Consider the following 12,053-nt stretch of genomic DNA (forward strand, 5'->3'; position numbering starts at 1 on the left):
AAAATACAATCAAAGCTGAACTATTTGCAGCCGCTAATCAAACCCGATATGCTTGAATTCCCGGTGAGGTTTATTGTCAGGTGGTCTCCCTTCAGGCAGTAAGTGTCTTCTATCCTTGCAAAGCAGTTCTTGTTCGGAGTAAGGGCCTCAAGAGAAGCGCAGGCAGTGCCTGTTCCGCTCCAGTATGCGATAGTTTTGGGAGAGCCGGCAACAGAGTACCTTATTGCGCTGAGGTTTAAGTCCCGCTTGTTCGAAACCGGGGTCTTTATCTGGAAGCATATGCCTGAGCCGCACTGGTAAACTGACGGTATTGCCAAATCAATCCCTGCATTTTCCTCTCCCGGTGCCACGCTTGTAGAAGTCCCTGTTGTTTGGGTCTGGTTGGTTTTGTTTTGCACAGTTTCCCCGTCACCGGACGAAATTTCTCCACTTGCCCCAACATCCCTTAGGCAGTCAGACCTGAGCTGAGGCAGGAAGATCTTTTCACATAAAGCAGCGCTCTTCTTGTAAATGCCTACCCGGAAATAACAGGCATCCTTTTTGGAAGAATCCGTCAATTGTTCGCAAACCGACTCCTCCATCAAAACCTTCGAAACCTCCTCATAGCAGGTTTCTGTATAAAAGTCTCCAGGAATCCGGTCACAGATTGAAGTGTCCTTATTCTTGACTGCAAGGTCTGTGTAACATCCCACTACAAAGGAAGTCTGCTGAAAGCTGTCGCACCGGCTGAAGTCTCCGCAGTCATGAAGGAAGTATCCAATAACAGCCCCAATCACCAGACATGCAACTGATGCTGCAATTATTGTTCCCCTGGACGAGTTTGGTGCCGATTTTGCCATAATTAAAAGAGCAATGGTATTTAAGCGACTATTTTCCCCAAAAGCAGCTTTTTCTGAGAAACTTCAAGTCCGGATTGGATATATGCTACCTGAATTTAAAATCCACGCAATACCTTGAGATTTTGGCAGAGTATGTGCCGCACTCGACAACATCCAGCACTTCAACATCCTCCTTAACCTTGCTTAATGCATCTTCCCTGGACTCCGCGAAAACATAGAGATGTATCACTGCGCCGTCTTGGGAAGCGCCCCTTGCCACATCGAGAAAAGTTTCTGCATCCTTTGGAAGAGGCATTATTATGCGGTCGAACCTCTCTTCAAGCTTTGGCACGACTTCCCGGACGTCACCGCAGAAAAAACGTACCCTCCGCCCGACCTTGTTAAGCCGCACGTTTTCTTCCATGTAGCGCACGGCCTCGGGATTTATTTCGACGGCATAGACCATTTCCGGCTTTGCGCGCTTTGCAATCTGGATTGCGTATGGGCCGATTCCGGCAAACATAACCAGAACCTTTTCGCCTTCCTGCACAAGTCCCACAATCCGCTCCCGCTCGTTTCCAAGGCGAGGGGAAAAATAGGCCTTAGTGACATCAACCTTGTAGCGGCTTCCATACTCAACATATATCGTCTCTCTCTTGTCCTCCCCCGCAAGAAGAGAGTACCGCCTTACCCGGAACTCATCTTCAACAGCGCTCTCACGCTTCAGGACAGTCTTTAGGTTCTTGAAGGACAATAGCTTCTCCCCAATTTCCCTTTCCTTGCTTTTTAACTCATCCGGAATCCAGATTATTGCAATGTCGCCGACCATGTCAAAGGCAGAAGGGGCAAACTTCATCTCCTCTTCAGTAAGCACACCAGCCAGCAGTTCTTTTAGTTTCATAAATGTTTATCTGAAAAAAACCAAAACTAAGAAGCCAGAAAAAGCAAACCTTACGGCTAGCACCCAGAGATGAACCTATAGTTTTCCATGCCCCAGGAAAGGGATATCTTCAATATGTTTCCGTCAGAGCAGTCTGCGTTGAGGCTTCCATAGCAGCTTTCTCCCGGCGAAAGAACGGGATTATCTGCGCAGTCGGGGCCGTCTATTTCTGGGCCATACCAAACTCTTGGCTCCATAGGGACATTGGACAAGTAGTAGCCCGCACCTTCCATAGGCAGGTCATAGTCATTTGTGCCAATTGCCTTTACCTCAAAACAAATCCTGGAGCCGCAAATATACGCAGTTGGAATACTGAATTTCTGGCTCATCATTTCGTTTTTAGCCATCTGCCTGTCAGTCCCTGCCTGAGCAGTCGTTATAAATTCCCTCAGGTAATCATTGACAAAAAAGACCAGAAAGACAGTTACCATCACCATGAGGATTGTAGCAATAACCGGCGAAACACCTTTACGAAATCTTTTCGGCCTGACAAAAAGATTCTTTTCAAAAGAAGCCATAATATAAGTAGCTATTTGATATAAAAACAGCCCATAACTCAGAAAAATCGTTAGCTGCAATTGGATATGCTCTTTGAGTCTTCTGCGCCCCATGCGATCGAAACCTTGAACACATCCCCAATTCCACAGTCCTCGTCAAGCATACCATAGCATTTCGCGCCTGGAGCCAGCATCAGGCCAGGGTCCATACAGGAAACACCGCCACTTATGCCCCCCGTCCAATCTTCCGGACCCTTTGGAACACCATTTATATAGTAGCTTGTTCCCGTCATGTTTACGCTATAAGAATTCGTGGTAAGCGCCTTAAGCTCAAAATAAATTGCCCCTCCATCCTGATAAACCGTGGTGATTGCGACCTTCTGGTTCAGCTTTTCTGTGTTGGATATTACTTCACTGGTCCTTTGCTGGGAACCCTCCATTGTGCCCTGAAGCCAGGTATAGCTGAAGGCAATAAGAACAACGGTTATCATGACCATAAGAATTGTGGCCACTACTGGTGAAACACCCTTCCTAAAAGCGTTATTGCTATTTGAAGCTAAAAGGCCCATATATACTTATATTAAAGTATATATAAATCCGCTTAGGAAAGAAATACTATGAAACCTGTAAATCCAAGTGGGCACACCAGTACTTTTTTCTACATACAAACCCATGGCTGTTCCGCAAACCAGTCCGACAGTGAAATTATTGCGGGAATACTTCAGGAATCCGGATTTAAGATTTCAGAAAACATCGAGAATGCAAAGCTCATCATCATAAACACCTGCTACGTAAAGCAAACAACAGAGAACAGGATACTTGGCCGGTTGAAATATCTCTCGAAGAAATACCCCTCCAAAAAAATCCTGGTCTGCGGGTGCATGCCTGACGCAATCCGGGACAAACTGGCTAAGGCATCACCAAATGCAGGTCTTTTATCCACAAACCGCATCGGGGAGATAAAGAAAGCAGCATTGGCTTTGCTGGACGGAGGCCGACCCGAGCTTCTCGGAAGTTGCAGAAAAGAAAAAGCGGGTCTTCCAAGAAAGAGAAAAAATCCTCTTGTAGGAATTGTCCAGATTTCATCGGGCTGCCTTGGAAACTGCTCTTACTGCGGGACAAAAATAGCAAAAGGGTCTATTCTGTCATACTGCCCTGAAAGCATTGTCCATGACGTAAAGGATGCCGTATCTTCCGGATGCACTGAGATATGGCTTACAAGCCAGGATAATGCCTGCTACGGATTTGACCTAGGAACTGACCTTTCAGATCTTCTCAAAAACATCCTTCGGGCAAATGGAAAATACTATATCCGTATTGGAATGTTAAACCCTAACCAGCTTAAAAAAATAATAGGCCCTCTTCTTGAAGTCTGCTCTGATAAGCGGGTCTTTAAGTTCTTCCACATGCCGGTCCAGTCTGGCTCAGCCAAAGTCCTAAGTGACATGAATAGGCCTTACAAGCCAGAGGCGTTTGAAGAGCTTGTGCGGAAAATCAGAAAGAGTTTTCCGCTTTCCACGATAGGCACAGACCTTATCGTTGGCTACCCGACAGAAACCAAGGAAGACTTTGAGATGACCCTTGAGCTCATGAGAAAAACCCGACCCGACTGGATAAATATCTCCAGGTATTCCGAAAGGCATGGAACTCCTGCAGAAAAGCTTAAGCCGCTGGATTCTTCAGTATTGAAAAAAAGAAGCGAAATTGCCCACATGCTTGCAAAAGAAATCGCCGAAGTGGAAACAAAAAAATGGATTGGCTGGACTGGCGAAGCGCTTATCACAGAAAAGCGAATTGGAAAAAACTTTGCCCATAGGGAGATTATTCTTGACAAGGTTTGCCCTCCAGGAAAATTTGTAATAGTCAGGGTAGAAAAAACCGAAGGGACAAAAATCTTTGGAAAAATTGATTTGCATAAAACTGCCGAAGAATATTATAATTATATATTCAAAGGAGAACGGGAAGAAAATGAAGAACACGGGGATTTCTTTATTAGGTTCAATGAAAAGATTGTTGGATTTGAGGTGTATATGCCAGAAGAACCTCTTGCCCGTTCAACAAAAGAACTCAAAAAGAATACCTTTGAGCGTAAAGTGGTCAGAGGACAGAAACTAAGTGTTATGGGCGGAGGGCTTGCACGGAATAGGCTGAATCGGGTTATTGAACGGGCGTTGAATGAAAAAAGCGACCAGTTTGAAGACAAAAGAGTGGAAAATTCTAAACTTCTCATAGTTTGCTGTCACTATCCCGGGGCATTTAGTTATTTAGACACTTTAACCAGTGAATATGATTCTCCCTTGGACGATAACCTACTCAAAAACAACCCTAATTGCTCTGCAATTCTGATAGATGGTGTCGAAAGAATAACGATTGTCAACAGTCATGCAAAACACCCCCTGGACGAAAAAATATTAGATCATCTCCAAGAGGTCTTTACAAGACAATAGACCTTTCATAAAACTAATCCTTCTAGTCAGGAAGTATCGCAGTCACTTCAATCTCAATATCTATCTTGTCTATTGGGGACAATGCCTGGACAGTTATTCTGGCAGGCTCTTCTCCTTTTTTGAAGTAGTTCCTATAGACTTCGTTCATGTCCCTGAAGTCCCGCTTGACATCCCTCATATAAATCACGACTTTGACAACATTATCCAGGCAAGAGCCAGATGATTCTAGCAGGAACTTAATATTCTCAAGCGCCTGGCGGGTCTGTTCCTGGATAGTTCCTCCAAGGATTTTATGCTCTGTCAGGTCGGCGGAAAGCTGGCTCGAAAGAAAGATAAAATTGCCTGCCTTGACTGCGTGATTGAATGGGCTTGGCGGAACAGCTATTCCGGGAATTCTGACAATCTCCTTTTTCATTTGAGGCATAATACACGAGAAACAAAGAATAGAATAGCTCTTGACGAAAGTCAAAAAATCTGCAATTACTTGCCCCTTCCCCTGTGAACTGCCTGTGAAGGCCGAAGCTTCTCGGCCCCTTTGCCTTTATTAAGAAGGCCTCTGGACTTCTTCCCGGAGCCGGTAAGACCTCTGAAGACCCTTCCCCTGTGCTGGGACTCGGCAATCCAGTTGATGGATTTGTCTGCCAGAATCTGGGGGTGGTTTTTATCCACAAGTATGACCTCATACCAGTGGTGCTTTCCGTCCTCGCCAACCCAGTAAGAATTCAGAATCTCAAGGTTTTTGTACTTCCTTGCCACCCTTTCCTCAAGAATCCACTGCTTTGACTTCTTTGCAGGAATTTTGGTACCAATTTTAAGCGGCTTTCGACCTTTTTTAACCCTTGGCCTGCGCCTTGTGCCCTTGTCAATTCTTGCCCTTACAAGGACAAATCCGGGTTTTGCCTTGTACCCAAGCGCGTGCGCCCTGTCAGGCCTTGTGGGGTCCTCGATCTTGACAAGCGCGCCCTGTGTTCTCCAGGTTATAAGCCGGTCTTTCCAGAAAGGGCTCTCTTTGGGTTTTTTCCACAACTTCGCCAGGATACTTGCTAGTGCCATAACTTTTGATAAAAATTTAATATTCTTAAGCACAATACCTAAGTATAAGTAATTTATGCGCGAGGAGGGCACTGATAAGCTGGAAGTCCACGTGGCGGGAATCTGCTTTCTTGGGGATTCGGTCCTTATTGCCAAAAGGTCCGCTTCAAGAGCCATTTTTCCGGGGTTTTGGGAGTGCGGCGGCGGACAGGTCAAAAGCGGGGAAAGCTTTGAGGGGGCCATAAAAAGGCAGATTAGGGAAGAATTCGGGGCAGTTATAAAGCCGCTCTTTGCCCTGGCTGCCTATGAGATACCTGCCCTGGGCGAGAAACAAGTGAAGATTCCGGGAGTCCGGTTTGCCTGCCAGGTGGAGAGCTTTCTGAATGGAAGGGGGCCGGAAATCAGCGAAGAGCACACTGAATGGAAAATCCAGAAGGCCACGGAGCTTGACGGGCTGAAATTCATACCCGGACTGAAGCAGGACATAGCCCGCGCACACCTTAGGATAAAGGAACTGACCGTTTAGCCCTCAAAAATGCAAAGGCAAGGTATTTAACCTCTTAAGCCAATTATATCTATGAACGCATGGGTAAAACTGATAATCGGCTTGCTTGTAACAGCGGCAGGGCTTGCCTGGTATGTCTGGGGGAGTGTGTTTGGGAGCTATATAAATGTTTCTGACGGGGTTTCCTCGTTTGACGCGCTCCTGATACTTTTAGCCGGCGGATTTGGGGCTTTTCTGGTCCTTATGGGGCTCTTGGTCACCTGGATTGAAATGGAAGACCTGAGGGACTCCAAAAGCCAGAAAAAGGAGCCCGAAGTCCAGGAAGAGAAAAAACCAAAGAAGAAGAGATAGCCTGCATGCAACGGGTTTTGTTTTTTATATAGCTGGATACAATCACTTATGGTAGATTTTACCAAAGCGATAAAGCGACCTTTTAGCGACTTCAACAAACTGCTTATTGGAATCGTCCTGAACATAGTCCCGATTATAAACTTCATTGCTATCGGCTACCAATTGAACTGCGCAAAAAGCGCGATGGGAAGGAAGTTTGACCTGCCGGAGTGGAAGGACTGGGGAAACCTCTTCATAAAAGGCCTTCTGTCCCTGGCAATCGCCTTCATATACATGCTCATACCTCTTGGAATAATGGCAGTGGCCGGCGGTGCAATGCTCGTCTCAATTTTCACAAGCATCGCAACTGGCGCCAGCGTAAACTCGGGAGCGCTCCTTGGCGCAGGAATGGGAATGGCCTTCGGGGCAGTTCTGCTGCTCTTCGCCCTCTACATCCTTCCAATGGCAATAATGAAATATGTTGCAGCAGACCGTTTCGGCTCGGCTTTCGGCATTGGAGAGGTACTTAGAAAAGCGTTCAGCGTGAAATATCTTGTTTCATGGCTTGTGGCGAGTATATACGGGCTACTCATCGTGGGGGTACTTTCCCTGGTCCCTATAATCGGCCCATTCATCGGCTCGTTCATAGCAGGGCTTACGGCAATGACAATCTTTGGCCAGACTTACTCAGAACTCAAATAGACCCTTATTTTTTGATTTTTAGCAAAATTGAATGCCTGGGCTATGGCTTGAGCATGAAATCCTCAACAAGGTCTCTTGCTGCCTCACGCCTCTTCTGGTGTTCTTCAAGGAAGGCATTAAGCTTGTCAATTAGAATCGCCTTAATCTCTCCGGTCAGCATTTTTCCGCTGCGGTAGTCGTCATGAATTGCCTTCAGCTTTTTGTCGTCCTCCTCAAAAAAGGTCAGCCACTGGTACGGAACATCGATGTCTGTGTTTCCCCCAATTTTCCTGTGCTCCTCGACTGTCGGCTGCCCGCCAGAAAAAGCATACTTGTTTACCTTGTTCTTTACGGTTTTCGGGTCGTCAGTCGTGTAGATTGCAGTCTTTGCGTCTGAGGCAGACATCTTGCCATCTGACCCCATTCCAGCAAGTCCCGGCAGGAACCTGCACTGGATTGACGCGGGCTTGTAGTAGCCCAGCTTTGGAATGACATCTCTTGACACCCTAAAATGCGGGTCCTGGTCTATCGCATGAGGTATCAGGCAGGGGAGGTTTTTCTTCTTCAGGACGGATGGCAAAAAAGCAGGAACCGCCTGCATGGAGGTGTAGAAAATTGCCCCAATATTGGTCTCGTTTGTGAACCCAAAAGACGCCTTTGCTGTCGAGAAGGTTATCCTCTTTGCAACCTTCAGGGCTTCGGGATACATAAGGTTTGCATGGCGCGTGTTTACGATAAAGTGAGTCTTCTTTTTGTCAAAGCCAAGTGCTATAACATCAAGCATGTTTTCGTAAGTGTACTTTTTCGTGTCATCAAGCGTCATCTCGTACTTGAACAGGAACTTCTCATCATCGGGAAACTGGAAATAAAGCTCTACTCCAAACTTGTCCTGGAGCCACTTCGTGAAAATCCACGGGACAAGGTGGCCTATGTGGGTGTTTCCTGAAGGAGACCTTCCTGTGTAAAGAAAAAACTTGTTTCCCTTTTCATACTCGTCCAGAATCCAGCCCAAGTCCCTGTGGGCAAAGAAAATCCCCCTCCTCAGGAAGTGGTGAAGCGCTCCTGTGCGCTTCTGTATCCTCTCAAGCATCTTGCCATCTATTTTCGAAACGCCAAACTCCCTTATAAGCGCATCATAGTCTATGTTTCCCTTCACCTCCCACGGAGTCACAACTGCTTTTTCCATAATTTGGCTTTTCAGATAATTTAAGAAACAGCACTAGGTCCTGCGGCGCTAGTCCGTGAAATAATTCTCGAAATAGATGTTGTTTGGCCAGTAGCCCTCCTGCTTCTCTTCGGACACTGCCTGTTCGCCGTACCACATTATGAAGTTTCCTGCCATGCAGCTTACAAACCCGCCGATGCCGCTTGCGGCACCGCTTCCCGCGGTCGTGATGTCAATTGCCACTTCAAGCCCCATATCTATGACTGTTGCAGCCAGAACCCAACCACCCGCCTTTACATCCGCCCAGGCAGTTGGGGAAGAATAGCAAAAGCCGGTCGCTGCATTTCCAGCGCCCATTTCATCAGTAGCATAGTACTTTATCTTGATGCATGGGGTTTTCTCACCCTGCTCAAAAACCAGAGGAAGGTTGTACCAGTAAAGCTTTCCAATTTCTCCGTTAGGGTCTATGTCCTGTCCCCCATCGGACTTTTTTGGCAGGATTATCTTACCGGACTGGGAAAGCTGGTTTTGTATCCTGTGGGCATTTGAGTCCAAAAATAGGTTTGCTTTGGCTTCCGTGTCAAAGCCCCATTCGATGGAGTCCACTGTCGAAACAATGTAAAACGCCTTCTTGCCGCCATACTGGACATCTATCCTGCAAGCCCCTTCACCGGTAGCCAGGTACGTTCCAATGTCATTTGTGCTTGTCCTCTGGCAGACGCCGGCTGTGCCTTCAGACCAGACAAGCCCTGAAGTAACCTCATTTCCGTCTTCGCCATAAGCCCTAAAAGCCCTTGATGTCCCGCCGCGAAAAGTGCCCTCAACTTCTGGCTCTATATAAATTTCACCCCCTATGGGCGCAAAGTCAAGACCCATCACTGAGCCAAGGTTATTTCGAACCAAGGGAAAGGTAAGCGTGCTATACTCCTCACAGGAATCGAAGTGCAGAACCTCGCCCTGAATCGGGCTGGACGAGCCGTCTTCCTTTGAAAGAACCCATGATAGGCAACACCACTCATTTGCCTTGATGTTTTCCTTTCCGTCCAGCGTGTCCTTCACCAGGTTTGAAGCGCCGATATTTTCCCAATGCGCGCACTTGAGCCAAAGCTGGCTTTCGTCTATGCAGGTGTGGTACTTGAAGGGAACTGATGGCAAAACTATCGGGTCAAAGGATATTTCCTTGCCTTTGGCCTCGTCCAGGTTGTTTACGATTGATGCTTCGAGTGGAAGGACAAAGTCCCACTCTCCAAGAGTATCCATTAGCTTATCCACCTTAGAAAGCTCATCCTCACGGGTACCATCTCCCGAAGGCCATTGGTCACCCTTGGTATCCTTAATTTGATTTATTCTGTCACGTGTTTTTTCGGAAAGGTCTGCATAATACTCCCCAAAGTAGTCATCCCACCTTCCGACGCTGAAGGTAACCATTCCCGAGTCAGTCAGGTCAAAAGAAAGGTCGCACCTTCCAAGGTCATCCTTGCAGATAAGAGGCACAAGCACTCGCAGGTTTTCGTCAAGGACTTCCGCTTCCCCGGAAAAGCTTGCATACGACCTCTTCTTAGTAAGCGTGCATTTCAGGCGCACCTCATCTCCAATAAAGTCTTCGATGGTGCACTTGACCTCAAAGATGTCCGGCGAAGAAGTGTCAATATAATACTGCTCCTGCATTATGCAGTCGCATGCAGTCCTCTCAATTTTCACCTTTCCTGAGCATGGGCTTGCGGTGTAGAACTTAGAGGTGGTCTTTCCGCCAAAAAGCTTTGTGCCAAAACTGTTTAGCGTTGCAATGCTCCAGGAGCTGGAACTTCCAGATATAAGTGCTGCGTCCGCAGGGGTCTTGTCAAGCTCGATGTAGTCTATGCCAACTGCCTTGCAGTCATCAAGCGGAAGAATGCTTATCGAAGGGTTAACTGCAGACTTCAGGCAGAGCGCGTTTCCTGAGCAGGGATAAAACTTGTACTGCGCCTGGTCAAAAAGCGAAACCTCGAGCGTGTTGAACATAAACGAAGCCCCGTACGACGTAGTTGCCCAACGGCCTTCTCTTATAAGCCCCGACTTTGCAATCTGCCCAAGCCGCTCGACTCCCATGACGCTTGAATATGCAGCTATTGCGGGAAGCCCAAAGCGCCTTGTTTCTATCGCATCAAGATAGACGCGGGAATATTCTATCGGCTGAGGCCCCGCCTTTATTGTCGTGCCGCGAATATCAACTTCTGTGGTGGGTAATTTGTTATCGTCCAGGAGATGCCTTGACAAAGATTCCATCTGGCGGAAGTTTTCGTTTATCGCCTGAGTGTCCTGAAATACCTCCACAAAATTCTGCCACTCGCCGTCTATCTCGCCCTTTGAATCGGTAAATATCCTTTTTACAACCCGGACGTCTGCTTTGCTTATCTCATCACCTGCCCCAACCCGCCTCACAAGCCCCCCTAAGAACTCTTCTTCGGCGTCACTGAGAGTATTTCCATCCGGCCCAAGTATACGGCGGTTTACAAGCGGGTTTGAGCCGGACCCAAGAATTTGCGTGTGCTTTTCTATGTCTTTGGCAAGTATATCTGAAGATGCGCTGTAAAGCTGCTTAGCATCATCTGAATTTTTGAGCTGAGAAACAATGTTCTTGTAGCCGCCTTCCGTAAGCTCCTTATTGGTTTTGAGGCCATCAAGCTGCTTTATCAGCCTATTTGCAGCAGAAGTGTCACCTCCTTCCCTTGCCAAGACTGACTTAAGGGAATTGATTCCCGTAGAGCTGTCGGAAATAATTTCCTCAGTCTTGCTGAAAGCCGTCAAATGGCGACCAACAGGCGAGACCATTGGCGGGTCCACTGCAACCGAAAGGGCTTTTTTCGGGAAAAACCTGTTGAAAACTTTTCCAAGACTCTGGTCATAAGCCCCCTTGCCTTTAGACAAAACATTCCTGCCATTTCTGACAAGCCAGGTTTTTTCGACAGTTTCCCTAACAGTCCCGCCAGCGACGCGGGCAGTAATATAAATAGAATCATAATCCCTGAGCAGCCGGTCAAGCGCGCGGTTTTTCTGGTAAATCTCGGTCATGTCGTCCACGCTTCCTGCTTTTCTTGCAATTCTTGCCCCCAGGTTCTTCATGTCTCCAAGAACCGGAACTGCAGAAGTGCTAAGGCATATCGCGGCATCGGAAAATTTCATGGCCTGGCTGGTCGTCCTTTCTGCCGCAACACTGCTCCAGCCCGTCCAACCGGAATCCTCGCCGACAGGAAAGTCCTCATAATACAGCACATACCAGGGGTCGCCAAAAGAGTCGAGAGCTGCCATATACCTGAGCGCATCCGAGGTCGCGGCAAAGTCCCCACTTGCAATCGAGCCCATCAGGGAAAGCGGATGCTTTGAAATCCCGCTCGATGAAAGGCGCTGTGGAAAATTGACAGAAACCTCCTGTGTGGCTCCAGTAACGCAGACCTGGTTTATCGCAGTCTGCATATTCCGGGCAGTTATCTCCGCCTGCTGCTCATACTGAAAAGCCCCTGCCTGCCCAAGAACCTTAAAGACCGCCATGAAAATCACGACCGAGACTACAAGCCCAAAGAGAATCAGAAGCGGCGGATAAGCCCCTTTCAGTTCATTCATAAAAATAGGTCTTAATTATAGATTATACCCTATCTAAT

General features: G+C 47.4%; 12 protein-coding genes. 4 read left to right on the forward strand and 8 right to left on the reverse strand.

What is annotated here, in order from left to right; translation table 11 throughout:
- Positions 1 to 20: 20 nt before the first annotated feature.
- The 4 genes from JW727_01385 to JW727_01400 all read right to left on the reverse strand — a co-directional run bounded on the left by JW727_01385 (position 21) and on the right by JW727_01400 (position 2,752).
- Positions 21 to 839, reverse strand: coding sequence for a hypothetical protein (locus JW727_01385; protein ID MBN2094676.1), 819 nt, complete (start codon positions 837 to 839; stop codon positions 21 to 23).
- A gap of 85 nt (positions 840 to 924) precedes the next feature.
- The gene (locus tag JW727_01390; protein MBN2094677.1) at positions 925 to 1,719 is read right to left on the reverse strand and encodes a class I SAM-dependent methyltransferase family protein; all 795 of its coding nucleotides are present in this window, start codon (positions 1,717 to 1,719) and stop codon (positions 925 to 927) included.
- A 56-nt stretch (positions 1,720 to 1,775) separates the two neighbouring features.
- Positions 1,776 to 2,276: a hypothetical protein gene (locus JW727_01395; protein MBN2094678.1), complete on the reverse strand. Its 501-nt coding sequence runs from the start codon at positions 2,274 to 2,276 to the stop codon at positions 1,776 to 1,778.
- A 50-nt stretch (positions 2,277 to 2,326) separates the two neighbouring features.
- Positions 2,327 to 2,752: a hypothetical protein gene (locus JW727_01400; protein MBN2094679.1), complete on the reverse strand. Its 426-nt coding sequence runs from the start codon at positions 2,750 to 2,752 to the stop codon at positions 2,327 to 2,329.
- Between the two features lie 120 nt (positions 2,753 to 2,872).
- On the opposite strand from JW727_01400, the gene JW727_01405 reads away from it, so the two are divergent.
- A complete protein-coding gene (locus tag JW727_01405; protein MBN2094680.1) occupies positions 2,873 to 4,702 on the forward strand; it encodes a tRNA (N(6)-L-threonylcarbamoyladenosine(37)-C(2))-methylthiotransferase in 1,830 nt (609 codons plus the stop codon).
- A 22-nt stretch (positions 4,703 to 4,724) separates the two neighbouring features.
- Here JW727_01405 and JW727_01410 read toward each other — a convergent pair whose 3' ends face one another.
- On the reverse strand, positions 4,725 to 5,117 hold the full coding sequence (locus JW727_01410; protein ID MBN2094681.1) for a RidA family protein: 393 nt from the start codon (positions 5,115 to 5,117) through the stop codon (positions 4,725 to 4,727).
- 65 nt (positions 5,118 to 5,182) lie between these two features.
- Entirely contained in the window at positions 5,183 to 5,755 is a 573-nt protein-coding gene (locus JW727_01415) for a 50S ribosomal protein L15e (protein MBN2094682.1), read from the reverse strand.
- A 55-nt stretch (positions 5,756 to 5,810) separates the two neighbouring features.
- Between JW727_01415 and JW727_01420 the strand changes: the two genes are divergently transcribed.
- From JW727_01420 to JW727_01430, 3 genes are read left to right on the forward strand one after another with little or no spacing between them, the layout of a single operon-like run.
- Complete coding sequence (locus tag JW727_01420; protein MBN2094683.1) at positions 5,811 to 6,260, forward strand: NUDIX domain-containing protein; 450 nt, start codon at positions 5,811 to 5,813, stop codon at positions 6,258 to 6,260.
- Between the two features lie 51 nt (positions 6,261 to 6,311).
- Complete coding sequence (locus tag JW727_01425; protein MBN2094684.1) at positions 6,312 to 6,590, forward strand: hypothetical protein; 279 nt, start codon at positions 6,312 to 6,314, stop codon at positions 6,588 to 6,590.
- 48 nt (positions 6,591 to 6,638) lie between these two features.
- The gene (locus JW727_01430) at positions 6,639 to 7,271 is read left to right on the forward strand and encodes a DUF4013 domain-containing protein (protein MBN2094685.1); all 633 of its coding nucleotides are present in this window, start codon (positions 6,639 to 6,641) and stop codon (positions 7,269 to 7,271) included.
- 40 nt (positions 7,272 to 7,311) lie between these two features.
- Here JW727_01430 and JW727_01435 read toward each other — a convergent pair whose 3' ends face one another.
- Positions 7,312 to 8,436, reverse strand: coding sequence for a tryptophan--tRNA ligase (locus JW727_01435; GenBank protein ID MBN2094686.1), 1,125 nt, complete (start codon positions 8,434 to 8,436; stop codon positions 7,312 to 7,314).
- Positions 8,437 to 8,484: 48 nt separating this feature from the next.
- A complete protein-coding gene (locus JW727_01440; GenBank protein MBN2094687.1) occupies positions 8,485 to 12,015 on the reverse strand; it encodes a hypothetical protein in 3,531 nt (1,176 codons plus the stop codon).
- Between the last annotated feature and the right edge of the window lie 38 nt (positions 12,016 to 12,053).

This window comes from Candidatus Aenigmatarchaeota archaeon (genome assembly GCA_016932615.1).
Lineage (GTDB): Archaea > Aenigmatarchaeota > Aenigmatarchaeia > QMZS01 > QMZS01 > JAFGCN01.

Excerpts from the sequence above, each read along its gene's own strand:
- JW727_01390 (MBN2094677.1), bottom strand. The coding sequence starts at position 1,719 with ATGAAACTAAAAGAACTGCTGGCTGGTGTGCTTACTGAAGAGGAGATG.
- JW727_01435 (MBN2094686.1), bottom strand. The coding sequence starts at position 8,436 with ATGGAAAAAGCAGTTGTGACTCCGTGGGAGGTGAAGGGAAACATAGAC.
- JW727_01400 (MBN2094679.1), bottom strand. The coding sequence starts at position 2,752 with ATGGTCATGATAACCGTTGTTCTTATTGCCTTCAGCTATACCTGGCTT.
- JW727_01385 (MBN2094676.1), bottom strand. The coding sequence starts at position 839 with ATGGCAAAATCGGCACCAAACTCGTCCAGGGGAACAATAATTGCAGCA.
- JW727_01430 (MBN2094685.1), top strand. The coding sequence starts at position 6,639 with ATGGTAGATTTTACCAAAGCGATAAAGCGACCTTTTAGCGACTTCAAC.
- JW727_01405 (MBN2094680.1), top strand. The coding sequence starts at position 2,873 with ATGAAACCTGTAAATCCAAGTGGGCACACCAGTACTTTTTTCTACATA.
- JW727_01425 (MBN2094684.1), top strand. The coding sequence starts at position 6,312 with ATGAACGCATGGGTAAAACTGATAATCGGCTTGCTTGTAACAGCGGCA.
- JW727_01420 (MBN2094683.1), top strand. The coding sequence starts at position 5,811 with ATGCGCGAGGAGGGCACTGATAAGCTGGAAGTCCACGTGGCGGGAATC.
- JW727_01410 (MBN2094681.1), bottom strand. The coding sequence starts at position 5,117 with ATGAAAAAGGAGATTGTCAGAATTCCCGGAATAGCTGTTCCGCCAAGC.
- JW727_01440 (MBN2094687.1), bottom strand. The coding sequence starts at position 12,015 with ATGAATGAACTGAAAGGGGCTTATCCGCCGCTTCTGATTCTCTTTGGG.
- JW727_01395 (MBN2094678.1), bottom strand. The coding sequence starts at position 2,276 with ATGGCTTCTTTTGAAAAGAATCTTTTTGTCAGGCCGAAAAGATTTCGT.
- JW727_01415 (MBN2094682.1), bottom strand. The coding sequence starts at position 5,755 with ATGGCACTAGCAAGTATCCTGGCGAAGTTGTGGAAAAAACCCAAAGAG.